General features: G+C 61.3%; 23 protein-coding genes and 3 pseudogenes. 6 read left to right on the forward strand and 20 right to left on the reverse strand.

Annotated elements, in window-relative coordinates:
- Positions 1–515: 515 nt before the first annotated feature.
- The 13 genes and pseudogenes from CNE_RS36345 to CNE_RS36395 form a co-directional block, all read right to left on the reverse strand.
- The gene (locus CNE_RS36345) at positions 516–737 is read right to left on the reverse strand and encodes a hypothetical protein (RefSeq protein ID WP_013959769.1); all 222 of its coding nucleotides are present in this window, start codon (positions 735–737) and stop codon (positions 516–518) included.
- Between the two features lie 195 nt (positions 738–932).
- On the reverse strand, positions 933–1,142 hold the full coding sequence (locus tag CNE_RS41415) for a hypothetical protein (RefSeq protein ID WP_148271787.1): 210 nt from the start codon (positions 1,140–1,142) through the stop codon (positions 933–935).
- Positions 1,139–1,768: an acyl-homoserine-lactone synthase gene (locus CNE_RS36350; RefSeq protein WP_148271788.1), complete on the reverse strand. Its 630-nt coding sequence runs from the start codon at positions 1,766–1,768 to the stop codon at positions 1,139–1,141. Before CNE_RS36350 ends, CNE_RS41415 begins: the two co-directional genes overlap by 4 nt.
- Positions 1,769–2,532: 764 nt before the next feature.
- A pseudogene (locus CNE_RS40385) lies at positions 2,533–2,652 on the reverse strand (DUF3158 family protein); the annotation flags it as partial.
- A 291-nt stretch (positions 2,653–2,943) separates the two neighbouring features.
- Positions 2,944–3,130: pseudogene (locus CNE_RS43270) on the reverse strand (transposase); the annotation flags it as partial.
- A gap of 290 nt (positions 3,131–3,420) precedes the next feature.
- Positions 3,421–3,636 carry a hypothetical protein gene (locus tag CNE_RS36360; RefSeq protein ID WP_013959773.1) on the reverse strand — a complete coding sequence of 72 codons (216 nt, stop codon included), beginning with the start codon at positions 3,634–3,636 and terminating at the stop codon, positions 3,421–3,423.
- Between the two features lie 68 nt (positions 3,637–3,704).
- Positions 3,705–3,962, reverse strand: coding sequence for a hypothetical protein (locus CNE_RS36365; protein WP_013959774.1), 258 nt, complete (start codon positions 3,960–3,962; stop codon positions 3,705–3,707).
- Between the two features lie 18 nt (positions 3,963–3,980).
- A complete protein-coding gene (locus CNE_RS36370) occupies positions 3,981–5,276 on the reverse strand; it encodes a hypothetical protein (protein ID WP_013959775.1) in 1,296 nt (431 codons plus the stop codon).
- 102 nt (positions 5,277–5,378) lie between these two features.
- Positions 5,379–6,740, reverse strand: a complete 1,362-nt coding sequence (locus tag CNE_RS36375) for a hypothetical protein (RefSeq protein WP_013959776.1) — start codon at positions 6,738–6,740, stop codon at positions 5,379–5,381.
- 219 nt (positions 6,741–6,959) lie between these two features.
- The gene (locus CNE_RS36380; protein WP_013959777.1) at positions 6,960–7,604 is read right to left on the reverse strand and encodes a response regulator; all 645 of its coding nucleotides are present in this window, start codon (positions 7,602–7,604) and stop codon (positions 6,960–6,962) included.
- Between the two features lie 2 nt (positions 7,605–7,606).
- Entirely contained in the window at positions 7,607–8,464 is an 858-nt protein-coding gene (locus tag CNE_RS36385) for a sensor histidine kinase (RefSeq protein WP_013959778.1), read from the reverse strand.
- Positions 8,465–8,632: 168 nt separating this feature from the next.
- On the reverse strand, positions 8,633–9,058 hold the full coding sequence (locus CNE_RS40390) for a helix-turn-helix domain-containing protein (RefSeq protein WP_200872623.1): 426 nt from the start codon (positions 9,056–9,058) through the stop codon (positions 8,633–8,635).
- Positions 9,009–9,200 (reverse strand): response regulator transcription factor, encoded by a 192-nt coding sequence (locus CNE_RS36395; protein ID WP_013959780.1) that lies wholly within the window; start codon positions 9,198–9,200, stop codon positions 9,009–9,011. The genes CNE_RS40390 and CNE_RS36395 overlap by 50 nt, the downstream gene beginning before the upstream one ends.
- Before the next feature lie 614 nt (positions 9,201–9,814).
- Between CNE_RS36395 and CNE_RS36400 the strand changes: the two genes are divergently transcribed.
- Positions 9,815–11,188 carry an IS4 family transposase gene (locus CNE_RS36400; RefSeq protein WP_041229121.1) on the forward strand — a complete coding sequence of 458 codons (1,374 nt, stop codon included), beginning with the start codon at positions 9,815–9,817 and terminating at the stop codon, positions 11,186–11,188.
- A 39-nt stretch (positions 11,189–11,227) separates the two neighbouring features.
- Here the strand turns inward: CNE_RS36400 and CNE_RS36405 are convergent, their stop codons facing one another.
- Complete coding sequence (locus CNE_RS36405) at positions 11,228–12,193, reverse strand: LysR family transcriptional regulator (protein ID WP_013959782.1); 966 nt, start codon at positions 12,191–12,193, stop codon at positions 11,228–11,230.
- 598 nt (positions 12,194–12,791) lie between these two features.
- Between CNE_RS36405 and CNE_RS42605 the strand changes: the two genes are divergently transcribed.
- The 3 genes from CNE_RS42605 (at position 12,792) to CNE_RS40400 (ending at position 15,530) form a co-directional block, all read left to right on the forward strand.
- Positions 12,792–13,196 carry a hypothetical protein gene (locus tag CNE_RS42605; RefSeq protein ID WP_238553177.1) on the forward strand — a complete coding sequence of 135 codons (405 nt, stop codon included), beginning with the start codon at positions 12,792–12,794 and terminating at the stop codon, positions 13,194–13,196.
- A 325-nt stretch (positions 13,197–13,521) separates the two neighbouring features.
- Positions 13,522–14,295, forward strand: coding sequence for a phytanoyl-CoA dioxygenase family protein (locus CNE_RS36410; protein WP_013959783.1), 774 nt, complete (start codon positions 13,522–13,524; stop codon positions 14,293–14,295).
- A gap of 5 nt (positions 14,296–14,300) precedes the next feature.
- Positions 14,301–15,530 (forward strand): methyltransferase domain-containing protein, encoded by a 1,230-nt coding sequence (locus CNE_RS40400; protein ID WP_013959784.1) that lies wholly within the window; start codon positions 14,301–14,303, stop codon positions 15,528–15,530.
- A gap of 13 nt (positions 15,531–15,543) precedes the next feature.
- Here the strand turns inward: CNE_RS40400 and CNE_RS36420 are convergent, their stop codons facing one another.
- Positions 15,544–16,596: an RNA-guided endonuclease InsQ/TnpB family protein gene (locus tag CNE_RS36420; RefSeq protein ID WP_041228685.1), complete on the reverse strand. Its 1,053-nt coding sequence runs from the start codon at positions 16,594–16,596 to the stop codon at positions 15,544–15,546.
- 89 nt (positions 16,597–16,685) lie between these two features.
- On the opposite strand from CNE_RS36420, the gene CNE_RS36425 reads away from it, so the two are divergent.
- Positions 16,686–17,528 carry a hypothetical protein gene (locus CNE_RS36425; RefSeq protein ID WP_013959785.1) on the forward strand — a complete coding sequence of 281 codons (843 nt, stop codon included), beginning with the start codon at positions 16,686–16,688 and terminating at the stop codon, positions 17,526–17,528.
- Between the two features lie 171 nt (positions 17,529–17,699).
- Here the strand turns inward: CNE_RS36425 and CNE_RS36430 are convergent, their stop codons facing one another.
- Positions 17,700–18,953 (reverse strand): IS256 family transposase, encoded by a 1,254-nt coding sequence (locus CNE_RS36430; RefSeq protein ID WP_148271791.1) that lies wholly within the window; start codon positions 18,951–18,953, stop codon positions 17,700–17,702.
- A 468-nt stretch (positions 18,954–19,421) separates the two neighbouring features.
- Complete coding sequence (locus tag CNE_RS38845) at positions 19,422–20,696, reverse strand: thioredoxin family protein (protein WP_013959787.1); 1,275 nt, start codon at positions 20,694–20,696, stop codon at positions 19,422–19,424.
- Between the two features lie 93 nt (positions 20,697–20,789).
- Here CNE_RS38845 and CNE_RS41420 point away from each other — a divergent pair, with 93 nt between their 5' ends.
- Positions 20,790–21,038: a hypothetical protein gene (locus tag CNE_RS41420; RefSeq protein ID WP_148271792.1), complete on the forward strand. Its 249-nt coding sequence runs from the start codon at positions 20,790–20,792 to the stop codon at positions 21,036–21,038.
- A 583-nt stretch (positions 21,039–21,621) separates the two neighbouring features.
- Here CNE_RS41420 and CNE_RS36440 read toward each other — a convergent pair.
- The 3 genes and pseudogenes from CNE_RS36440 to CNE_RS36450 all read right to left on the reverse strand — a co-directional run bounded on the left by CNE_RS36440 (position 21,622) and on the right by CNE_RS36450 (position 25,118).
- Positions 21,622–23,579 (reverse strand): annotated as a pseudogene (locus CNE_RS36440) (relaxase/mobilization nuclease domain-containing protein).
- Between the two features lie 433 nt (positions 23,580–24,012).
- Positions 24,013–24,588, reverse strand: coding sequence for a S26 family signal peptidase (locus tag CNE_RS36445; RefSeq protein WP_013959788.1), 576 nt, complete (start codon positions 24,586–24,588; stop codon positions 24,013–24,015).
- Complete coding sequence (locus tag CNE_RS36450; protein ID WP_013959789.1) at positions 24,585–25,118, reverse strand: DUF2840 domain-containing protein; 534 nt, start codon at positions 25,116–25,118, stop codon at positions 24,585–24,587. The genes CNE_RS36445 and CNE_RS36450 overlap by 4 nt, the downstream gene beginning before the upstream one ends.
- Between the last annotated feature and the right edge of the window lie 61 nt (positions 25,119–25,179).

The following is a 25,179-nucleotide window of genomic DNA, read 5'->3' on the forward strand; positions in this document are numbered from 1 at the left end:
ACGACGAGAAGCGCATTGTCTATGTCATCGCCCGACCGACCGGAGATCGCTGCATCTTCACCTTCCCGCAGGAGGTCGACACGATAGGATGACCTGACGCGAACGGCTTGATCCGCCGCGCCTGAGTCACCGATATACAGTCGAGGCTGACAAGGAGCCCCGCGATGGCATTTCAGCCGCCGCCGACCGCGAGTCTCTCACCCACACGCGAGCGTCGGCGAGCCGCAGGATCTGGGTCTTCTACTTGCTTATCGCTGTGGCGCCCGGAAGTCGAGACATGTCCAACGCCGCTTGCATTGGCGCCCGCGTATCGGCCATGCGCATGCGGTGCCAGTGGGTGGGGTGCCGCCTGAACTGCTGACAGCGCATTCAGAAGCCACCGGAGCGGCTGGCATCGGCATGGCGCCGCTGCGCAATGATGCAAACGTCCTGACCCGGTAGCCGGCGACCGGTCCTTCGCACCCAGGCGCCAACAGCGATGCCGCCTGGTACAGTGACGACGCCTGCGGTGCGTGCTACCGCTTCTCTTCCTTGCCAGTCTTGGACTGCCCCTTGGGTTTGGGTTTATGCACGGGATAGCAAAGCCCCCTGGCATCACTGGCTGGCATCTCGGAGCACGGCCGTAGCGTAACCTCCTGCCGCGGTGATTTGGCGGGCTCGGATTGCTGTTCGATGACATAAATGAACCCGCAGTCCACGGCCAGCGTCGCAAGCGCCAGCAGCACGATGTTGTTCACAGCGAGATCTCCTCGAAATGATTGGCGATTGAGAGGTGCACCGCCGCGCAGTAACGCCGGGCGGGATCCGGCGCATGGCACAGCGATCCAATCCTTCGGCGACAGCAAATGAGCGGGCACGATGCGCGGCCCGACATAACATGCCTGCGCTCGCCTCGACTCAAGGGGGGCGCAGCGGTAGTTCCCGGGCCGCCGCTAATTGGTCGACTTCCGTCCCCCGGCATGCCAGTCTCCGGAGATAAACGGCGTGGCGTTGGGTGCAACGTGACATTGGGTGCGTTCCCGGTTGGGCTGCTGACACTCCAGATGCGAGGGATTTCGCGCTGGCATTTCAGGCGCGGTGGGTCCCTTCGCCGCACCGTTCACCAACAGCTTGACGAGCGCGAGCAGCAGTATTTCGCTCATCGCGTCATCTCTCCGATGTGATGGGAGTTCAGCGGGTCCTCCTGACTGTCCGATGAGTCGGCGTCGGCCGGGCACAGGGACCGCTGATCTGCGTCGCCCATCGCGCTCTGGTATTGCCCGGTATCGATGCGACACGCAAAGAGTTGTCGCCCGTCGATGGCGACCGGCGATGCTGTCTTGAAGCGCAATCCGGCGCGCTGAAGAAGCCGCTCGATGCCGACGGGAGAGACTGACACAAGTTCGCTTGCACCGAGTTCCGCTGCGCACATAATGGTCGCGCGCAGCAGGGCCGTGGCCGAACGGGAAGAGAACTGCACATTGCCCGGCAACGCCGGCGCTTTGAGTTCCACCACCGCGAAGCGCGAGATCTCCCAGATGTTGGGAGACGCCGGAGCCGGCGAGCCGTGCAGTAGCGCCGGAAAGATGTCGCGAAGCAGGTATGGGCCGGTAGTGGGCAACAGGCGCGCCATGCCACGGATCGCACCACTATGCTTGTCCAGTGCCACCACATACACGGTATCTTCACGATCGAACTGATCGAGTTCGATCCCATCGGGACAAGGCAGCTTCCAGCCCAGGCGCTGCACGAAGACTTCGTGCCGATAGCGCGCAAGGCGCGACATCATGGCCGGCTGCAGGTGGGTCGATTCCCCCGAGATAATACGCACACTTTCCTCCGAGCACTCTGCTGTGTCCGGATTAGATCGCCTCATTCGACCTTGGAGCAACCGTCAAAACTGACGGGGGTACACATGGCATACCTCGGGACACTGCGTCACGCCGAGCTCCGCCTGGGTGAATAACGCACTGCTTTGATGCGTACGCGCATCGCCGATGTAGAGCGTCAGGCGTGCGGTGTACAGGTCGCCCTTCTGGAGGCCGTCTGCCTCGCCCTGTCGAACCCACGCCTGGGCGTGCGAGTTCGTGCCATCAAGGTGCGCAGCGCGCGTCTCCCGTCTTCATCATGTGCCATTTCGACTGCGGTTCGGCGGGCCGACTGAGAACGGCGCTGGCGAGCGTGGATCTTGACCCTTCAAACTACAGACGGATATCCAGCGCAAACGGATGCCGCCGCAACTCCGGCGGCCCGTCGCCCGTCAGGCGCAGCCGCGCGGGCAGTCCGGGCGCATCGGCGGGCAGGACATGGCATTAAACGCGCCAGTGCAGCTTGCCGATGGTATCGGCGATGCGTGGCAGGCAGTCCGCTTCAAAGCGGGCGAAGATGTGTGGTCAAGGTAGGGGCGTCCTGACGTTGCGGGTTGGCGGTGCTGGCTGCGCCTGCCGTGCGCCGCAGTGGCAGGCCACTATACGCCAGCCGGCGTCAGGCCGGCCGGTACACCCAGAAGCCAGGTGAGTGGCTCCAAATCGCCCTAGTAGCACCGGTGACCCGGGACTCCATATTCCCCTTACCTTTAAAAGGTTGTAAAAGGCCTTTTAGGTAGCCTGCTTGTTCCAGCCGTTGGAAGCCCGCCTGTTCCAGCGCCGTGAAGCGCGTCGACAGAGCGGGCATGGAAGGCCGGGTGTGCCAGCTATCCCCTGGGGATAGCACGGCAGTGTTCGGCTAGTTCATGGGGCTGTGGGCGCTGTACCTCTCGCGCTCTATACCAAACGACCGGTTTGGCAGTGCGCGTCCCCCTTCTTCATCTTGTGCCATTTCTACTGCGAATCGGCGGACCGGCTAAGAGCGGCGCTGGCAAGCGTGAATCTTCGCGGAAAGCCGGTATCGTCAATAATCAGCGCCTCCGGCAACCCGCACGCCGGCTGATTCGCTCAAGCGTGTAACTGCGCACCGCATCGAGCACCGCTTCGTCCGACCACGGCGCATCGGCTACAAAATGATGCAGGCGTTGGTGCTCCGAGCGTACCCGGTTTGGCGACAAATGCGCCGCCATGGGCTCAACGCTCTTACGCTTGACCGGCAACATCAACCCTGTGCAGTAGCCACGAAACGGCTCCACGCGATCAGCATGCCCAAGCGACTGCGCCATCAAAGACACGTAATCCGCGAACCGTTCCGTAGAGGCTCCCATCGCTTTCCTCGTAATTCACTTGAAGACAAGCGAATAATGCCTTAATTCTTAACACAGTAGTACTAGTTAGTTTTTTAAGGTGGATAAGTTAACGGAGCCGCTAGCCCGCACCGGTATTGGCTTTGCGGGCATTCCGTACTCCTGATAGCACGAGGCTGTTCACAGGTTGTCCCCAAGTGCGGCCCGGTTGGCAGGCAGTCGGGACCTGCGCCGCGAACCGCGCCGGTCCCGACCCTTGAATGGGCACGCTAGCCGTAGCTGATCGCGTCCACCGAACAGCTGGACTGATTGGATTGGTAGCTGTTGGCGCGGACCCGCCATTGGCCGCCACGTTCGGCTTGCAGCCATAGCTCGATGGCGGTGATCAGAGTGGCGTCATGGACATGCTTGTCCTGGCGCCAGCAGACCTTCACCTCGGTGCCGTTGGTGGTTTCAGTAAATTTTTCCTGGCAGTACTTTGGCATGGCTCACTCCTTTAGCGTAGATCGACGCAGACGTTTCAACTGAAACGGTAAAGTTCGGGCGATGACGTTCAGACGGTGTAGTAGTCGCGCCATGCCGCAACCAGTTGAGTGCGGATCTGCTCGGGCAATTGGTTGTTGTTGAACGTAGGCGGCTTCCTGTTGCCGTAGTAGTAGGCCGTGCGGTCATTCGTCGCCATATGGTCGCGGGCGGGATTGTCGACGCTGCGGCTCATGTGGATGCCGGGGAAGGCGGGATTTTCATAGTAGACCCAGGTGCCGCCGTTGTCGGGGTCGACATAGCCGCTCACTTTCCAATCGTCCATCATTGCAGTTCTCCTGACGTGCTACTGCGGTTTGTGCGTCGGCGGTGCTGACGCGCCGTCGACGCTGCGAACCGGCTTGCTAATGACACCAAGCAAGACCGGAGTATTCGAATCGCTGGCATCGAACCGCACCTCCGTTCCCGTGCATCCGCTGCAAGCAAGCGCGGCGGCCATGGCGGGCGCGCGCCGTATGCTGAAAGGGCCGATGCTTGCCACCGACGCGGCCAGCTCCTGCGCCAGGCGGCTATTGGCTGCCCGCAGCGATAGGCGCGGTCGAAAGCCGATAACCGCGCGCGCCGGAAGCAGGCCGAGCGCACCATCCATACCGAAAAAATCCGGCGCGCCAGCCGGCAGCGTTGCGTGCCCGCCTTCGAGCAGCTCGGCGTCGAACCAATTGCCGGGCTGTATAGGGAAGACGCCGAATCCGGCCAGGGTCAGGGTCAGACCTTCGAGCAACCCGTCGGCCGCAGTGCGCTGCAGCGCTGGCCGTTCCGCAACCGCCGCACTGGCATTGGGCATGTGCAGTCCGAGAAAGGCGGGCCAGCCGGCCCCGACGAAGGGATCCGGTGTCGGCGCTGCGGCCGGTGCGGCAGATGCCCCCAATGTGGCCGGCAGACCCCGCGGGCTGGCGAGCGTGGTAGGCGAAGGCAAGGTCAGCGACAACGCCGGCGGCAAATCTGCCGGCGAGCTGCGCCAAGCGCCAAGGCCGGTGGCCCAGCCGCCCAGCGAGTACCGCGGACAGCAGAACTCGGTACTGCCTGCATACAGGCTGGCGGCCATGTTCAGTTCGCTGGCCTCCGGCAGGGACGCGATAAGGCAGCGATTCATCGCCACGCTCAGCGCCGGCGCCCGGCCGTCCAGCGTAGCGATCAGGGCATCATGGGCGCCCAGCAGTCCTGCGCGCTGGCCATCCTGCGGGGCCGCGTCGGCGACAGCGCGGCCGGCAATGCCGTGCAGCGGCAGGTGCCGCGCCTGCAGCAGTCGCCGGTACCGCGCCAGATCCGTGCTCAAGAGGTCGCCAAGTGCTGCCGGCCGCAAAGGTCCGCGCCGCGTCATGGATGCGGCGGCCTCCACCAGAAAGCTCAGGCATAGCCAGTAAGCCGTGAATAGGCCGCTGCGAGAAGCGTAAGCACCCGCGCTGGCGGGGATGCCATTGCCGAGCTGGAAGATGCTCCAGTTGACGACCGCGGGCTGCGCATCACCCAGCCCGCTGAAAGAAGTAACAGCGGCAGGAGAGAACAGATCCGGCGCGGCGACGCCGGCATGGTTTGCGATGGCGTCGGCGTAGAGGCGCCATAGCGCGTGATCGGACAGCATGAGATCTCCAGCGGGCGGACGGTTGTCAACTGCAGCCGAGGCGGATGCACAAAGGTGTCGGACGTGGCGCCCCGAACTCATCTGCGGGGCGCCATGCGCGCATCAGCCGCCCAGCTTCTGGCTCACCACGCCGAGCAGGATGGGAAGGGTGCTGCTGACCGGCCCGATCGTAACGGTGGCTGAAGCGTCATCCCACTTGATGTCCTGCTTGGTGCCGCTGGTCGATACCGTGGCCGAGCCGATGCGGAACGGCCCGATGCCGATCGAGGCCGTGGCTTGCGCTTGCCAGCTGTTCTTGACGTTGCTGTAGTCGCTTGCCGTCATTTTTAGCTTCACGGTCGGCTGAAAGCCGGCGATGATTTGCGTCGGCACCCGGGCCAGCGCACCGTTGTCGCCGAAGAAGTCCGGCGCGCCGGGCTTGAGCCGGTTGTGATAGGTGGCAACCAGCCCGCCGTTGTCCCACCACAGTCCGGGGCCGATCGGAAAGGTGCCAAAGCCGGTAAAGTCCACCGCCAGGCTAAAATCGGAGCTGCTCGTGTTGATGCTAGTTTTCTGCCCGCTTGCCGAACCGCCGCCGAAGAAGGAGAAGAAGTCGCCGAACAAGCTGGCATCCACTGACGTGCTCCAGCCGGACTCGTCGAAGTCATAGCTGCCGGAACTCGAGCTGATCGAGATCGAGGCGCCCGCGTTGTTCTTGCCTGCCACACTGGCCTGCTGCCACTCAGCATACTTGGCGCTAAATGCCTGCAGTGAATAGGACGGTGCGAAGGCCGAGAACAAGTTGTTGGCCGGGACCGGATTGGTGCCACCGATCACCACCGGCTGGCTGCCGGCCGGCGCCACACTGCCCATCTTGACAGGCATGTTGTAGGGGTTCTGCGTGGCCATGTTCTGCGCGCCGTTGATGCCGACCTTGGCACGCGCCTGCTGCACGACGCTATAGCCGGGGCCGTAGGCCTTGATCATGATCTCGTCGTAGGCGCCGGATGCGCCGATCAGCGCATTGTTGGCATTCAGATAGCTCGGGTAGTTCTGCTGTACCCAGGCCTGGAACGGCGGAGGGTTAGGATTGACGTTCTTGTAGGCGCCATAGGCGTTGTAGGCCGCCACCTGGACATTGTTGAAATTGGTCTGTGCGGTGTTGAGCGCGGCCGTCGCCTGGTTCACCTGGCTTTCCAGGTTGGGATTGACCATTGCCCCGAGGTCCACCCAGTCGAGGAAGGTCGCATAGGCGGCAAGCAGTCCGCCGGCGGAGGAGTAGGCGGGACTGGCGGCGGGAATGACATCGCCGATGCCATACACGTAGTAGTTGGTGATGCCGGGGTCGCCATTGCCGAGGTCGACATTCAGCGTGGTCGAGCCAGCGCTGAATTGCTGCTGGTCGGTGAGCCCATTCGGGAACGCTTGGGCCTGCACAGCGCCCATCCACTTCTTCCAGAGATCCAAGGTATCGACATTTGCCATTTCTCTGCTCCAGTTGGTTTGGCGGAAATGGACGACAACGGCGGCAGTGCCAGCATCGTCCACAGACGCGCCGTGCCGCCATGTCGCTTGCACCGCCCGTCTGGATTCCATGGTCGGCGATCGCGGGCGCCGGCGAACTGTGCGGAAGACTGATTTGCCCCTTCAAAGAAACTGATTTGCGCATCGGCAGGAGCCGCATATGGCAAGTGTTGCCGCCGTTCAGAACAGACCTTCGTGAATCGCATAGCGGGTCAGCTGTGCAATGCCCTTTACTTGGAGCTTCCTCATGATGTGCTCGCGATGCGTGCCGACAGTTTTGGTGCTAATGTGCAGCTGCTCCGCGATCTCTCTGGTTGAGTGGCCTTCTACCAGCAGCTGGAGGATCTGGCGCTCGCGCGCACTGAGCGTGGCGCCCGGGGCCGGCGTGCCATGACTGCGTGCCGAGCGCAAGCTGGCCAACATGGCGGTGGCCACCTCGGCGCTCAGGTAGGAACGTCCGCTAGCCACGGTGCGAATGGCTTTGCCCAATTCGTCGAACGCGCAGTCCTTGAGCAGATAACCCAGAGCGCCCGCATCCAGCGCGGCGGCGATTATGCGCTGCTCGCTGTGCGCCGATACGCATAGCACGCGCACCGACGGTGACAACGGCAGGATGCGGCCGATCGCATCAATGCCGTTGAGCGCCGGCATCCCGACGTCAAGCGCGACCACGTCCGGGCGCAAGCGGTCGGTCAGGCGCATCGCTTCTATGCCGTCGGCGGCTTGCCCGACGACTTCCATGTCGCTCTCCTTGCACAGCAAGGCCGCCAGTCCTTCGCGAAACAACCTGTGGTCGTCCGCTAGCAATACACGGATGCGAGGCATATTCAACCTCGCGGACGGGACGCGCGCGCGCTGCCGCCAGTGTCGCCGTAGGAGAGGCCCAGGCGCGTGGCGGGCCTGCGCCGGCCTTGCGGCAGCGGTAGCACAATGCGGACTTGTGTGCCGCTGCCGAGGGCAGAATTCACCTCCAGCCTTCCCCCCAACGCGGCCAGCTGGGCCGCGCAACTGGACAGACCGAAGCCGCCCGCAGCGTTACCGGACGACGAGCAGAGCCGGGGATCGAAGCCGCGGCCGTCGTCGCTCACGGTGACATAGACATGGCCGCGACCGCAGGCACAGCGCACCCAGACCTGTTTGGCGCCGCTGTGCCGGCGCACATTGGCAAGCAATTCGTTCGCTACGCGCAGCACCACAGCCATAGTGGTCCGGTCAAGCGACACGGGCGGGCCGTGCAGTTCCAGACGCGTCAGCAGCGCATCCTGCCGCCTTGCCTGAAAGCGGTCTGCGAGACCGCGCAGGGCATCGTCCAGGCGCCCCTGCACCAGCAAGCCGAGGCCGAGGTCTAAGGTGACCGCGCGAATCGTACCAACCGCATCGTCGACCAGCGAGCGCGTTTCGTCGATCAGAGCTTTTGCCGTGGGCGCACACGCCAGGCCTTCCAGCTCGCGCAGCCGCAGCTGTGCCAGCGCGAGCGCCTGGCCGACTTCATCGTGCAAACCGCAGGCGATGCGCTGGCGCTCACGTTCGCGCACGCGGGCCTCAAGGGTGGCCAGCCAGTGCCGGCTCTGCCGCCCGCTGCGCGGCGATGCTTCAGTCGCCGATGCGATTCCGTCCCGTTCGCAAAGACGCTGCTGCCCCGAAAATGCTGACCATGCTGACCTCATATTCTTGTTCCACGTCATGCGAGTCCCCATAAAGGCGAAAAAATCGCCATTATCCGAATATCTCTTTTAAATATTATTCAATTGACATATATTGCATGAAAGCCTTATTCCGCCTGAAGTGAGCAACGGGCTCCGTGCCATCATCAGGTGGCCTGCGCGAGCTCCGCAATACTGCCAATGCCGTAGTCAGGAGGTGTCCGGCGGGTCTAGCAGGCCATGACGCAGGCAATGGATTGCCACCCCCGCGGCATTGCCGATGCCCAGCTTCCGATACAGGTTTTCACGGTGCTTGCGTATCGTCAGATCACTCAGACCGAATTCCCGCGCGATCTGCTTGCTGGTCTGTCCACTGGCAATCCGCAGCGCGATATCGCGCTCGCGCGGTGTCAGCGAAGGCGGCGGCGCTAGACGGTGAGAAGGCTTGTCATCGAGCACGGACAAGCTTTGCGCCGCGTCGCGGGCGCTGCCCTCTCGCGGGTCAGCATAGGCTGCGGGCGCCGGCGCGGCTTGTACCCCGTCCGCGGGCGCACTTTCCGCTTGCGCGCTGCCTACTTGTGCAGTGTCAGGTTGCAGGCGCGAGTCGGACGAGGGAGCGAGCACGACGAAATCCATGCTCGACGGCATATGAGGCCAGTTGCGCGGCATTGCGCGTGCCGGTCTTGGCTAGCAGATTGCTCCGGTGCTTGCGCACGGTCAGCACGCTGATCCCCAATTCGATGGCAATCGAACGGCTATTCTTGCCGGCGGCGATCATGCGGAGAACTGCCTGTTCGCGCAGGGTCAATGTGTGCCGTGGTGCGTGTTGTGCCGGCATGCCTTCCCGCGGATTCGTTGGAGTCGGTCATTGTCGCAGATCGGCCGGTGCACGCTGGCCAGGCCTCCTCCGTCTAACGAACATCGCGACAAACTAGATAAAAGGCGGCTTCTGCCTGGCGTTTAGATTGTGCCTCAAAGTGTGCGCGCCACGCCGACGCTTGACACGACCTAGGGAGCTGGGTGATGGGTCGGCTTCAACATCGACGCCCAGAGACGGCGACCAGCAAGATGGGAATGCCAGTCATGGTGGATGTGTCCGGCGACAACAATTACGCGCCAAATAGACTTTAGCGGTCCTCTGCCAGCCCTGCTGCGATCAATCGGAAAGGCCAATCGCTCGGAACGGAATATCTCGATGCGTCTTAAAAATATGTTTCGTCCTTCGGCGCCCGGAGGCTGGTGGCCGTAGCGCTAACCGCGGTTCTGGGTGTTGTTTGACCAGGTGCGCGGCAAGCCTCGGCCTTTAGGCCTGAGGATTACCCACAAATCCGGTTGTAAACTGGATTGAGCGGTGTTAACTTTCGCCCATCCTATTTATGTTGTTGCAGCGGATTGGCGATCAGAGACGACACGGCAGACTGGGCTAGCGAAGAATTCGCAGAGGCGAGTCTCGGCGATGCTCGCCTGTCGCAGCGACTGGTCGCGCTGGCCCGGCAGCTGGCCATCAGTCCACACACTTCGCTCCCCCAGGCCCTGTCACCAGCTGAACTGAAGGCGGCCTACCGCTTCTTCGATAACGATCAGGTCGATACCAACGGCGTGCTGGCGCCGCATATTGCACAGACGTTGCACCGCATGGAACAGTTGCCAGTGGTGCTGGCAATACAGGATACGACCGAATTCAATCTGACGCACCTGCACGCCACAGAGGGCTTAGGTCGCTGTACCGGTGGCAATGAGCGTGGTTTCCTGATGCACAGCCTGCTGGCAGTCAGTCCAGAGGGGCTGCCGCTTGAGGTGCTGGGCATGAAGACGTGGACACGCGCTGAAGCAACCAAAGGTAGTGCTGCGCAGCGCAAGTCCCGACCCGTCCACGAGAAAGAAAGCGCTAAGTGGATCGAGGGTCTTGCCCATCTGTCTGCGCTGAAGTCGCGCTGTGCACAGACCCAACTGGTAGGGATCGGAGATCGCGAAAGCGATGTGTATGAACTGTTTGCTGCCGAGCGACCAGACGGAGTGGACTGGCTGGTGCGCGCAGCATGGAATCGCTGTGCCCGCCATCCCCAGCGCTATCTCTGGCAAGCGGTATTGGACACCCCTGCGACAGGCTACACCGAGTTGCTGATTCCGGCCAGAGGTGCACGCACCCTACGCACGGCCCGCCTGACGCTGCGATACGCGCCCGTTCGCCTGCAACCACCTCAGACGCGGGCTGGCTTGCCCGAGCAGAATGTCTTCGCTGTGCATGTCATCGAGGACGAACCGCCCGCCGGTATCGAGCCGCTCGAATGGATGCTACTCAGTTCGGTGCCCACGCACTCGCCTGAGCAGGCTCTTGAGCGGCTTCAGTGGTATGCGCGGCGCTGGACCATCGAGACCTGGCACCGTGTGCTCAAGAGTGGCTGCCGTATCGAGGCCCGCCAATTCGGTACACTGGAACGCTTCGTGCGGGCCACCTCCCTGTTTGCCGTAATCGCCTGGCGCATTCTGTACACGACTCTACTGGCTCGCCTTGATGGCGAGTTGCCCTGCGAGGTAGTCCTTCAGCCCATCGAATGGCAGGCTCTGTATTGCCGCGTACACCGAACCACCCGGCCACCGGACAAAGTGCCATCGCTGAATCAGGCAGTACTGTGGATCGCCACGCTGGGTGGCTACCTGAATCGCCGCAGTGATCCTCCGCCCGGCGCCACGGTTATCTGGCGAGGCTTCTTCGTCCTCCACGAGATTACCGAAATGTTCCGCATCTTCAGTTCAGGTCCATAGGATGTGGGTAAAGCTCAGGCCTTTAGGCAGGGGAGGACGTCAAGGTGCAACGTCCTCCTCGACGTTATGTTGAGAATCGTGACAGGTTTCGCTACAGGCGCGCGACTCGACAGCGCTTGCCCGCTCGATGAAGCGGGTTAAGGTCACTGACGGTTCCGTATCGCGGCGCAGGAGATAGGTGGTGACTAGGGGAACTTGCCCTGCCAGCGGGCGCGCTACCACACCCGCTCCCCTGCTGGCGAGCGCATGCGATGCACCCGTAAGCCCTAAAGCAAGGCCTGCCGACACCAACGTCATCATTAGCTCAAATGAGGACACACGATCCACGACCAGCGGCTCCTGATCCACGCAGCGCAACAAGCGGTCAACCAGCCGGGCATGGCCCTCGCATGCTTGCGGGTCGCAAAGCACCAAGGGATAGCGCAGCAGTTCTTCAAGCGGAATCTGTGGATAGGCAAGCAGCGGATGCCGTAGGGGCAACGCTACCACCAGCGGCTCGCGCCAAAGTGGATGCGCGATGATGCCGTCGCCTACGTCGTTGGTTAGGGAGAATCCGACATCGTATAGACCATCGTTCAGACCCTCAATCTGCTTTGACAACGGCACCTCGAATAGTCGGACCTCGACCGCCGGCTCATCCTCCCGCCACAACGCAAGCAACGCCGGCAGACGCGATCGGGCACTACAGTCTGACAGGACGATGCGCAATTGATCGTGAAAACCGTTTGCGACTGCTTGGACACAGTCGCGCGCACGCCCCACCGCAGCGAAGATGGCTGGTAGGTTCTCCAAGAGCACCTCACCAGCGCGAGTCAGGCGCGTACTACGGGTGGTCCTCGCGAAAAGCAGCACCCCCAGGTCTTCTTCCAGCTCTCTGATAGCACGAGATAGCGGCGACTGCTCCATGTGCAATCGTTCTGCCGCTCTCGTGAAATGGAGTTCTTCGGCAACGGCCAGAAAGCAGCGCAGATGGCGCAACTCCGTCCTGAGTGACTTGCTAGACATGCGCACTCCCAAGCAAGACGCCCGGATGAAAGCGGTTCACCAGTTGCCGATAGTACCGATTCTTCTGCACGAGACACTCCTAGCGAATGAGCGAAAACCGCTGCCAGATCTGCGTCCTGAATCCAGCGACGCAGCTGCTGATTCTGTCTTCGCCGAGCATGCATTGCGAAGGCGCTCCAAATCCACGTTAGATGACGTAAGCCAACAAACGATGTCGATGGCAGACCTTATCGACGTTTTCATGCCGATAGCATCAACCCAACCGATAGAGAAACCGCTCATCCCCACATGAGATGGCCTCAAGATGAGGCATTAAAAATGCTTATCCCGGGTGGAACAAGTCAAGAATCGACATGATTTAGATCGAATCGGAAATAAACCTCGCGACCCATTGCGAGATCATTCAATCATTCCGCCGATTTAGAGCCGGCGGTCAATGGACCCCCACATGTGCGATAGCTGGTGGGCGATGCGCGGAGCGCCGCCACAAAAAGGCCGCGCGGAGCCGATCGGTATCGCGATGACGCATCCATAAATCGCTGCTAGGCAGCGAGGCCCAAGATCCGCCGCGAGAACTGGGCAGTACACGAATTCCGACATGACGATACTCGCCCGCCCACGCCACACGTCCTCAGTTGCCGCTTTCCTGGCCGCAATTCTTGTGGTGCCTGCCACAGTCTTTGCATTCAGCGTCACCGGGGCACACGGTCGCTCGACGTTCAATGCAGTCAAACATTGGGCGGCAGACATGAATTACGGTGTCATCTGGGAGCCACGAACGAATGGGGGTGTGGTGGATTTCTCTGCGCCCCAATGCTACGTGCACGAGGACTTCCATATTGCGGTCCAGGCACTGGTCAGCGGCGAGGTATATGGACGACGCAACGAGTATTGCATCCCGCCTTCCGTATACCAGGCCCAAGCCGTGATTGACGACCAATTGCGACTGGTTTACGTATTCGGACGTCCCACTGGAAAGCGCTGCGTGTTCCCCTATCCATAGCGCCTTCAGAGGGGACGGAATTGCCCACACGTGGTGACTACTCTCCCGCCGGATCGCTCTCATCCCATAGGCGATCCAGACCAATCCTCAAGACATTCAGACGGAACAGGAATGAATATCTCTCGAACTCGATCATCAACCGGTCAGTCCATTGCTTAGGAGAGATTGAATCGGGCCTCAGAGGGAATATTTGTCAAAAATAGACGCGCATTGACCGAGGCTGCGAGCCTTCCGCGGAAGGCCGCATTTCAGACTTCGCCCACTGAGCAGAACTAATGAAGGCTCGACGAAACGAATGATTCCCACGGTTAGTAGGATGACAAGCATGAACCCGGAACACATTTACGAATTTGATCTCAACGGATATGTCATCATTCCTGCGGCCATCACGCAGCCCCATCTTCTGCGCCTGCAGGAGTACTGGTCAAGGCATCTCATCACGCATTTTCTGCATGATGTTAACTTCGACTGGGGCGAGGAATGGCGCGCACTGATTGATCTCGAAGCGGTCTATCGCTTCCTCGATATCATTTACCGGTCAAGATTCCGCCTCGACCATATGTTCTGCGTCGACGAGCGGTTTATCAGTAGTGGTGGCAATCTGCACCATGAGGCTGATATGTTCGATGATGGCATATATTACTGGGTACGGAATCACCGTATCCACAGCGGGCTTGTCGCAGTCCAATATGCCGTTTCGGATATCAGCGCGACCGAGAATCACTTCTGCTGCATCCCGGGCTCGCATCGTGCAAACTTCCCGGTTCCAGACCGCTACCGGAGCCTCGCAAACAACCCGCTGTTGCGGCACGTCTTCCTGCGAGCCGGGGACGCCGTGATTTTCTCCGAAGCGCTTGTCCACGGAACCTGCAAGGTGGCCGACTCCGGGCGACGACGCTCGGTGTTTGCGCGCTATATGAACAGTCATTCCTATTTCAGAAGGCCTCCCGCGCATCAGGAGATTACGGCGTTGCCGGCCACGCCCAACCATTCGGTCGCTGGCACACAGCTATTTTCCCCGGATCGCCTTACACCGCGGCAGCGGCAACTGGTTGCTGCGCCCGCCTACGCAAGGAGCCACCCGGCCATACGGAGCTAGCACGAATGGAACCCGTGAGCGCAAAAGCGATTATGTTTGGACCGAGAGGGGTTCTGTTCGTCAAGAATCCACGCAACGAATTGGAGTTACCGGGGGGACGACCCGAGGCGGGAGAAGGGCTCGAGCGTGCACTGGTACGCGAGGTAAGGGAAGAGTGCGGCCTGGATGTCACCTCGACGGTCTATCTCGGCAGCAGATCCTGCGAGATCATTCCGGACAGACGTGTGTTGCTTGTGTTCTTTCTATGCGAGTTCGCCGGGCAAGTCCTGACGTTGAGCGAAGAACATACGGCCTATGAATGGATAGACATCGCGGCTGAAAAGCCGGCGATTCTACCGTCTTACTACTGGGATTTCTGCCGAGATTTTGCCTTGTCTCGCAAGGAACATTCGTATGTCGGAGGTCTGTCGCAGGAGGCAGTACCGACGTGCCCGCTTCATACTGGTGAGTCAGATCGACAGCGCCTTCAAATCATGTCATCGATCTACGACCCAGCCACGAGGGATTTCTTGAGTCGGTATCTCCCAGATCAGGGACGCGCCTTGGATGTCGGCTCTGGTCACGGACAGATTGCATGCTGGATGGCCAGTAGTAGACCGCAGTCTACGGTGTTGGGTATCGATAACAATCCGAATCAAATCGACATGGCGAGGTCTACCGCTCGGCGGCTGGCGTTGACCAATGTCGCATTTCGCCTCGGGGATGTCACCCAACTCACCAACGTCGTTCAGCCGGAAGGGGCGTTTGACCTCATCACCTGCCGATTCACGCTGCTGCATATCCAAAAACGTGCGAATGTCATCCGGACGCTCCTTAAACAGCTCGCCCCAGGGGGAACCATGGTCATCGAGGAGCCATCGCTGGCAAGTCTGTTCTCAGTGCCGGCGGTATCGGCATTCGCGGAGGCGAATGCCGTCATGATGGCCTACGGCTGGAGAAATGGTGTCCCCTATGACTGCATCGAGGACATTTGGGCAATCGTCACCAATCTGGATGTCAATATCATGGAAGCCAGATTCAGCCAGCCTACGGTCTGGAAGAAGGAACACAAGGAAGTCGTCTACTTATCCTTCCAACAGTGCCGGCCTCAGCTCGTCGAGCAAGGACTCATTGCAGAGAAACGCGCGGAGGCTGTTGCTCAAGCGCTCACCCAGGAATTTATGGATGACACCGTGATATCCGGCGGGCTACGCACGCTGCAACTAGCCATTTCCATACGAGGACAAGAACCTTGACGTCCTCCCCTGCCTAAAGGCAAGGGATTCCCACACCTGGCGATGCACGTCCGCATCGGAGAATGTTTAACGCAGCATTGGTATCACGGTCATGCACGACACCACATCTACTGCAGGTCCACTCTCTTATTCGCAGTCCTGCGATACCTTTCGGCCGCGTCGTGCTGTCCTTCGAACCGCACGCCGAACAGGACTGGGTAGAACCGCTTTCGTTCACTTCCTCAAACGTGGCTCCGTGCGCAATCGCTTTGTAGCGGAGCTTGTCCCGGAAGGACGACCAGGATGCGTCGTAGACGCTCTTCGCCATCTTGGTTTTGGCGAGTTTCAAAGCCGACACGTTGCCGACCGCGATGTAATCGAAGCGCCGGACGAGCTCGAGCGCAAGCTTGTGCTGGAAGTCGGCGCGGGCATTCGCCACCTTGGCATGCAGCTTGGCAATATGCCGCTTGTGCTTTCGCGCACGCTGCGCCTTCGCCAGTCGTTCGGCGGCATGCCGGCCAAACCGGTCATTGGGGAGCTTCTCGCCGGTCGAAAGCGTCGCGAAGTCCTTCAAACCAAGATCGATGCCGACGCCAGTTTGAATCGGGCGTGCCGGCATATCAGCAACTTCTATCACGATGTTGAGAAACCAGTTCCCGCGCGAATCCTGCGCAAAGTTGCTGCCGTCCCTGACCTTGCCTTCGGGCAACAGGCGACTATTGAAAACGCGGAAGGTATGCCCGGCAAAGCGAAACGCCTCGCCCTCTCGTTTCAAATCGCGGCCCTTCATGGGCACCCATCCAAGGCTCTTCCTGCCGCGGTATCGCAAGTAAGGACGGCGATGCTGGCTGCGCGATTTCGCGTACTGCTCGCATGTCGCGTTGACCGTACCGGAATGGATGCCGAGTTCCTTGCTGCTGCCCGTGGTCAGCACGTTCAGATCGAACCCGCTCGGCCACGTCTTCCCCCATTTGAGCGCGTGCTTCTGCGTGTCATTGCAGAAGTTCCAGACGTAGTTCACCGCGCGGCTCTGCTTGTTGAGCAGGCCGTTGAGCGACTTCACCCGGTAGCGGTAGACACGAATCATGCCGCTCATTCTAACGTGGGAATGCCGCCTTTCGGCGGCGCTCCTTTCACTCCCCGCCTTGAATGGCGAGGTTTCTCGGAGCAAATCTGATGATGCAGGTGACGGTCTCTCAAGTATCACAAGGCATCTATGAGCACATTCCGACGGAGGACGTAGTGGGCTATCTCCTGCGCGAGCGCTCAATGCTAGCTTGGGCGATTGATGGCGCCTCCCCTGTCACCGCCGCGCCATTCAAGACTTACGAAGACGTCACTGACGCCGGATGGTTCGCGCGACGGCTCAGCCAGTTGCTGGAAAAGCAATTTCAAGACATTCCCTTCAGCAAGGCGCAGCTGTGCAACAGTCTGCAGGTCCTCCAGGACGAATACCGCCGCGACGGAGGCGATGCCCAGCCGATTTGGGGCTGGCCTGTTGCCGCCGCCACGTTCGTGGAGATTGACCGAACGAAAGAATCTGTAAGTATGTCCGTCTTTCGCTATGCGGATTGCTTCGTGGAAGTCTTGCAAGTTCCCGTTCCTAGCGCGGACCAATCGCCTCGGCCGCCTCAATCGCCACCAAGCTATGATCGCTGGAAGCCGTACTCTGGATTCCGGGGTCACAAGCTGTTGAATCTATGGCAACGTCGGCTCCAACAGCAGAAGGGCGAGTGCAGTACCGCGCTTACCCTGAACCCGGCCAGTGCGATGAACGCCGTGGTGGAGGAACGAAAGATCACGACACCAGCTCATATCGTTCTGGGCAGCGACGGCTTATCTCGCGTTTGGGATACCTACCAATTGATGACCAGGGAGCAGGCCATGCATCTGGTCGCACAACATGGGCTATCTTCGCTCTTGCATGCGCTCAGGAATTTCGAGGCATCGAGCCTCACCGGCGGCGCTGAGCTCAAGAGACGGGATGATGCTAGCGGAATTCACATTTTTCTTCCGTAGCACCGTCGTGCCATGCCTCTCGGTTCTTATTTGGCGCTTGCACTCTTCTCAATGCGGGGACTTTGATTTTGCCTCACTGGCGGCCAAGCTTTACATCGCGGCGACGCGCATAAGGACGTGAAAGCCAGGAGGTGTCAGGAATTCTGTGTGCTGAGGTCGGTTAAATAAATCTCAGCGTAGGGCGTTGGTGAAGCGGTCACCGAAGAGAATGGCGAACTGGTTGGCCGCTTGTTTCCAGGTGATGGGCGGCATCTTCCAATCTTTCTCGATGTTGCGCAAGGCCAGGTACAGCAGCTTGCTGGCGGCTTCGTCGCTGGGGAAGTGGCCCCGGTTCTTGACGATCTTGCGCAACTGCATGTGCATGCTCTCGATGGCATTAGTGGTGTAGATGATTCTGCGCACTTCCGGCGGATAGGCGAAGAACGGGATGACCTGCTCCCATTGCCGCCGCCACATGTCGGCCACCGTCGGGAATTTGCGGCCCCAGTCGCTGCCGGCAAAGGCATCCAGCGCAGTGGCAGCGGCATCGGCCGTGGCAGCCTGGTAAATCGGCTTGAGCGCGGTCGCCAGGCCCTTGCGATCCTTCCAGCTCGCCAGGTTGAGCGAGTTGCGGAGCAGGTGGACGATGCAGGTCTGGATTTGCGCGGCCGGGTAGACGGCCTCGATGGCCTGGGGGAAGCCGCGCAGGCCATCGACCACGGCGATCAGGATGTCCTCCAGGCCGCGGTTCTTCAGTTCGTTGAAGACCTTGAGCCAGAACTTGGCGCCTTCGGTCTGCTCGATCCACAGGCCGAGGACTTCCTTGCGCCCATCGGCGCGGATGCCCAGCGCGAGGTACACCGCCTTGTTCCTGACGGTGCCTTCGTCGCGGATCTTCAGGCGCAGCGCGTCGAAGTAGACAATGGGGTACATCGCCTCCAGCGGGCGCTGCTGCCATTGCTCGACCTCCGCCAGTACCTCGTCGGTGATGGTGGAGATCAGGTCGGGCGAGACCTGCAGGCCATACAGTTCCTGCAAATGGCCCTGAATCTCACGCACGCTCATCCCGCGTGCATACATGCTGATTACGTGGTCGTCGAAGCCGGACAGCCGGCGTTGGTACTTGGCGACCAGTTGCGGCTCGAAGGTGGCTTGCCGGTCGCGCGGAATGTCCAGTTCCAGCTCGCCGTTGGGCGTGATGACGGTCTTTGCACTGCTGCCGTTGCGGTGATTGCCGCTCTTGCCTTGCTTGGCCTCGCTGGCCAGATGGTGCGTCAGTTCGGCGGCAAGCATACGCTCGGCCAACTGCTTCTTGAGCAGGCCGGCCAAGCCTGATTCACCGAGAATCGACTCGGCGTCCTTGTTCTGTACCTGAGCCAGTAGTTGATCGATCAACTCATCCGGAAACAGCTTCGGCGCGCTCGATTTCTTGCTCTTCTTGGTCATGCTTTTTGTTTCGGTCATAAGGGCGTTTCTTTCGATATCGTCTCATGACCTCAACACACAAGAAATCTGACAGGCTCGAAAGCCATTTTTCTTAGCGCCCTCATGGATGCGCTAGTAGACGTGATCCCCATAGGCTTCGCGCATGAAGCGCGGCATGCCGCGCTGTCTCGGCCCGGAACGTCCTGAAACAGAGAACGGAACCGGCGTCCGATAGAGGCCACCTTCATAAGGTGGCCTGCGCTTCGCGCTCATCTTCTCCTAATGACTATCACAATGGCGTGGCTTACGCCGATTCCTATGGGGCTCCTCGTGTAGAGACTGCGGGGGCAAAGTACGTTGCCGTCATGCGCATGCGTGTGCCGTTCGTGCCCTGCCTAGCGTGATCGCAGCGAGTCGACGCTGACGTTCACCACCGCTGGAAACGCACAGTTCTGCTTCATGTCACCCCCCCTCCTGGCAATGCGCCGGCTACTTCCCGGCCGTGCGCAGGAGCGATAGCAAAACAGCTCCAGTACGCGCGCCAATCGATGCCATAGTTTCCTGCTTAAAGATGCACCAGGCGTCATAGCGCTCCCACAGGACTGGGTGTGCCTTGCGGCGTTCTACTTCGCGTGCATGAAGGCCTTCGGACAGCTGCGATATCCACTCATCTCTAGCCGCCTCGCCGTTCTTCGGCGGGCCGCCCAGTGCTTCTCGCGTTTGTTCGTAGTCTTCATCGCTCATGGCTGCCACTTGCGCTGCTTCCGACTCGCTCCAATCCGGATATTGCCGATAGTCGTGGACCGCATACTCGGTCACTAACGGCAACACGTGTCTCACCATGTCAGCATCGAGTAGCGGGACCGCCAAGTGCTCCAATTCTTCGCTCTCACTGGAACCCAGGCCAGACCCAGTCGCCAGTACGGCCTCACGTTGCAGGGCTTCCCAGTCCGACTCCATCACGCTCGCGCCAGCGTGCTGGCGTTGATGCAGCATCTCGATTTTCCTGTTGAGAGTGCGCGCAATATCGTTTTGGCGGTATTGCGATATAGCCCATGGGGAAAGGTATAGCAGGTCGTACAGCACCTTGGCTGTCACTGCACCGAGGTTCGCCCCAACTGGCATGGCATCGACGATCTCAAGTGTCTGCGCGCGCGCCGTCTTCTCATCGTTCTGGGATTGGAGCCAGTACAGCATGCCAAGTAGGTCTCCCAACGCCATCGGCACCCCTACAATCGCTTCGAACTGCGCCTCATCGCCTGCCAGTTGTCTCGATGGTTGGTATGCCTCCTCTTGAGAACAATCCCTCAGGCGGGCAATGCCAGCTTTCTTGACAGCGACGTCACCGCCGAAGCTATTCCATTTCTCTTCTAGGGCATCGGCCGAAAGCGGCGCATTCCGTGTTTCGAGAGATGCACGCTGTAGCGCAGGTAACACCAGTCCAAGCTCCCCCAACCATTTCTCCACCATGAGCTGCAGCCGCATTGTCGACGGACCGACGAGGCGGCCGTATTCCTTGCCCGCAGAGTAAAACGCCAGCGTCGGGATCGCACGCACGCCAAAGTGCTGCCACCCTCCGGGCGCCTCATCGACATTCAGCTTGAGCACTTTCAATCGTCCCGCATGATTGGCCGCGAGCGTCTCCAGATGGGGCGCTAGTGCTAGACACGGCGCGCACCACGGTGCCCAGAAGTCCACCAGAACGGGGGTATCACCCTCAACGTCCTGATGGAACGTCGCCTGCGTCGTTTCAAGTATCGCCATGCTTACCTCACTTCGGTTGCTATTGCACAAATCGATGGAGCGACCTTGCCCAGGAACGCTCACTGAGCTTCAGCGCGCTACCCCGGACGACCAATGCCGCTGGCCTATCGTTGGGTTGCTGCTTTCTTCGCATCCGTAAGCAGAACCCTGCGCACAATTTTGGCTTCGCTCATCACTCATTGCCAGCGCACGTGGGGGACGAGGAAAGATGAAATAGAGCAAGAAGAAGTGCGAAGACGAGCAATTGACAGAAATTTGCTCGGCTTTCGAAAAATCTGGTTTAAAAAGGAGAATTTCTTTGACACCAGGACCAGCGCATATGGCGATTGGATTTCAGAATGAAATCCGAGTTATTCAGACTCAATGGGAATGAGCCTTCCGTGGAACTTGCGCGCGATCATCCCGCCCCTGCTAGAGATGAAGAGCCATCGCTCCTAAGAAGCGCGCTGGGGGCGTCGGCCGCGTCAAGGAGCGAGAAATGACTGAGACAGTCGACATACGGGATGTCGTCAAGGCGATCGGCATCTGCAAATATGGTGAGGCTGCCGTCGGCGTATTACTAACCGGCAGCCTTGTCGGGGTAAAGCGACACCAAAGAGCGACGTGGACTCATCGTCAGTTCCGCGGACATACAGCTCGACGAACAGGCAGATTTTGCGCCACCGCAGTGTGCTGGTCGTTTTCAGATCCAGTCCCCGCGAGACGCTGGGCGCGGGCCCTTCTCGATCCGCCTGCTGATATCTCACTGGCCTGGCTCGTTCTGGCCCTCTGACTGAACAAGACGGGGTATGCGAGTCTTGCTAGACAACGCGCGGAGCTTCCAGTTCCTTGGGGTCTTGACGTAAGACGGCCGCGAAATCTTGGACGGAACTATGGGCGGGATCGCTGCAGTGCGATCGCCCCCACCATTCGCATGGCTGCCCTGTTAACCTATCGATGGCCCCCGTTGCCTCGCTAGCTCCCAGGACACGCTACCTCCGCGCATCGTCACTGAAAGATGCTGCCCCAGCCGCTGTTCGATCACCGGCTTCCACGGCAAGAGGCTGAACGTTTTGCCGTCATCGAGCATGGCGTAGCGCCCGCTCGCGAGCTGCACACTGCGTCGGTAGATGCCCGCCATGCGCTGCCCGTAGGGCACCCGCCGATGCTCCAGACCGGTTTCAGCGGCGATGTCCTGCGCGGCCGTGGCCAACTCCCTGCCACGCAACGTCCCCAGGAGATTGCGCACCAATATCACCCGCTGCCCGCGCCGCTCGGCCAGCCGCTGCTCAACCAAGAACTCTGCACGCTGTCTCAGCGCGGCCTTGACCTCCTCGCCGAAGCCTACGTCGCCCAGCACCTCGCCGCCACCGATCAACTGCTGGTCGAGCCATGTGGCGCCGATCACACGGGCCTGTCGCTCGATGGGCAGGTGCGATCTCAGCTCCACCACCACGCCGCCGCCCAGGCGCTCCGCGTCGTGCTGGCGGCCACGCTCGACCAGGTCGCCGGGCACGTGCCTGACGCCTTCTGCCACGCGCTCCATGATGCCGGCACGGCGCAAGACTTCGAGCCGGCGCACGTGTGCGGCAACCAGTTCGTGCGGGTCGCGCTCAGCGGTAGCATGACGCTGGGCGATGACAAGGTGATGGTCAGTGCGGTACACCCCTTCAACAGCGAGTGCAGAGATGTTCCGGTCGGCCGCGCGCACCTCGGTCAAACCTTTCACTTCCGCGATGGCGCCGACCGGGTAGCACTCCAGCTCTGACCGTGGTGGCAATGCGACGTAGTGCGCCTTGCCATCGATCCCGTCGACAATTAGGTAGGCCTTGTCGTACAGCTCATCGGCCAGCCCCTTGTCGGCCACCCGACCGATGATGGTGCGGCCACCCTCGGCGGGCTGAAACACGGCCAGCTCACGCGGCTTGCCGCTCATGGCGCGCTGCATGGTGCGGATGATATCGCCTCGCTCGCCCATCGCCCGCAGGGTTGGCTCGGCCTCGGCATGGATCGCCCACACACCGGGCTGCTGCTCGGTCGCAAGACCCATGCGCTGCAAGCGCTGCAGACGCCCAATCAGCATTGGCCGATGCCGTTGCAGCCGGGGAGCGCCCAGCGTCTCCGGCAGCACCAGACCGTCCACCGCCTCGCGCTGCAAACTACGGTACAGCCCTGTCCACCGCTCCTGGTCGACTTCCCGCAGCATGACGCGCTGGATCTCCAGTTCGGTGCGCGGTCCTAGCCATTCCGTTGCCAGCTCCGATGCGCGCATGCGCATCCCCTCGGCGAGGTAAGCCCGGGAGATGATCAGGTCCTTCCCAACGTCGTCCTTGCCGCGTAGGACGATATGCATATGCGGCTTGTCGGTGTTCCAGTGATCCACGGCCACCCACTCGAGCCGGGTACCCAAGTCGGCCTCCATGCGCCCCATCAGGTGCCGGGTATAGATCCGCAAGCCGTCGAACAGTTCTGCGTCCTCCGGCGACACGATGAGGCGGAATTGGTGCCGGTCGCCCTCGCTGCGCTCCTTGAATGCATCGAGGTCCGCGGCATCGGTTGTCGGGCCATAGCTCGTCCCGCGCCACCGTGGCGATCGACGCCTTCACGCTCGATGTAGCGCAGATGCGCGGCGGTCGTACGTGGCCCAGCATTCGCCAGATTGACCAGCCGTGTCTTGATCGTCACGCGCCGGGCATTGGGGGTCAGCGAGCCACCGGCGAAGCGCGCCGCGACGTGGCCGCGTCCCAACCGGGCGCCCGGCCGTTGGCCGCCCTTGCCGACGGTCTTGCCGAGTTTAGCGCCGGCCTTGTTGGTCTGGCGCAGCACCTGGTTGACGAAGGCGTCGCCGCGCCGTTTTGGCGCGCCAGGCCGTATCTGGAAACGATCGTAGTCGTGTTTCCTCATGCTTCGCTTCCGTCCAAAGCCAGCGTAGCCGGGCGGGTAAAGCACGCCGCTTCGCCAATGTCGTTGCGGCATTGCGCGCTTCACGACACACTGCTACCCCCTGGCGCGTGCCGCGTCACCCCCACGTGCAGACTGCCTCTTGGCGAGCCAGCGTGCCGCGACCTTATATCTTGCCTTCCACCTTTGCCCTGCCCTCTCGCGGTGGACGCCGGCGGCCCCGCGGCGGTGCACTCCGCGCAGCGGCTTCGCTGGCGAGCGCTGCCAAGGCCACAGGCCGGCCGCGTTCAAGGCAAGACGTGCACGTGGGAACGCCGCGCCGGAGGCGGCGCAAGGTGCGGCGCGAGCGCATCCGCGCTGCAGGTGCGACGACACGGGGACGCCCGGGCGAACGACGGCCCGGATGGCACGACGAAGCGCAGTGAGTCGGCGGCCATCATCGACCCGTCTCCGACCAAACCGTATGCGCGACGCCGATCACGGCGGATGCGGCAACCGGCCCGAAATACCGGCTGTCAAATGACGCCGGATCGGTCGTGCTCAGCAGGAACACCTCGCCTGAAACCAGGCGCCGGCACTGTTGCCAGGATGGCAGCGGCCGGCCCATGCGGTCAGCAGACAGCGCGGCGGCCACCAGCACGTCGTCGATGCGCACGCTGCGTCCGACCATGCAAATGTGCTGTGGCGCCACCGCACCCACGCGCTTGAGCAAGGGAACGTCCGCGGGCAGGTAGCCACGCTGCGCCGCCAGTGCAGCCGCTTCGATCGGCAACTGAACCAGCACGATGCGGCCCACACGCACGGCTCCATGCTGCAAGTCGCCCCGATTGAAGGTCGGATCGATGCGATACCAGCCAACCGCCATGCTGGCGGACGGGTTATAGGTCAGGCGAGGCAGCGGCGACGCCAAAGACGCCCAGGCCAACGCAGCGAGACCGAGAATAGAGAAGCCTGCGACCACGATGCGAGCGCGTAGGCGCGAGCGCGGATGCCGCGCGGTGCCGGCAGTCATGCTAGCGACCTCCCCGCCAGCCAGGCGGCATGCCGCTCGGCAGTATAGGCCGGCAGCGGCAAGCACGCGCTGAGCCGATTGCCCAGCGTGCGCCAGTACGCGGGCGACACAGCGACCGGGGCAATGCCCAGCGCCTCGATGGCGTCGATCCGTTCCAGCACGGCGCGCACGGCCGATTCGCCCTCGGCATCCAGCAGCAGACGAGCCCCGGGCAACACGCCGGGGATGCGCTGCGCCGCGTCCAACGACGTGCAAGTCTGCATCACCATGAGTTGCCAGCGCACCGTACCGTAATCGTTGGCTTGCCAAAGGATACGGCAGAACACCGCGCCCGGCAGAAACACCGCGACACGACGCGAACGGTCGAGGCGGATGGTGTGCGCTTGGTTACCAAAACGCAGGTGGATGTCGATGCGCTGCGCGATGTAGGCGAGCGAGACGCGGGTCACCGGCGCGGAGCCGTCAAGGCCGGCGAGCACCGCAAGTGGTGGCGGGGGCGTAGCTGCGACCGCCGAAGGTTGCGCGTTCATCAGATTTGCTCCGAGAAACCTCGCCATTCAAGGCTGAGGATTACCCACAAATCCGGTTGTA

Origin of the sequence: Cupriavidus necator N-1, assembly GCF_000219215.1 — a bacterium.
Taxonomy (GTDB): Bacteria; Pseudomonadota; Gammaproteobacteria; order Burkholderiales; family Burkholderiaceae; genus Cupriavidus; species Cupriavidus necator.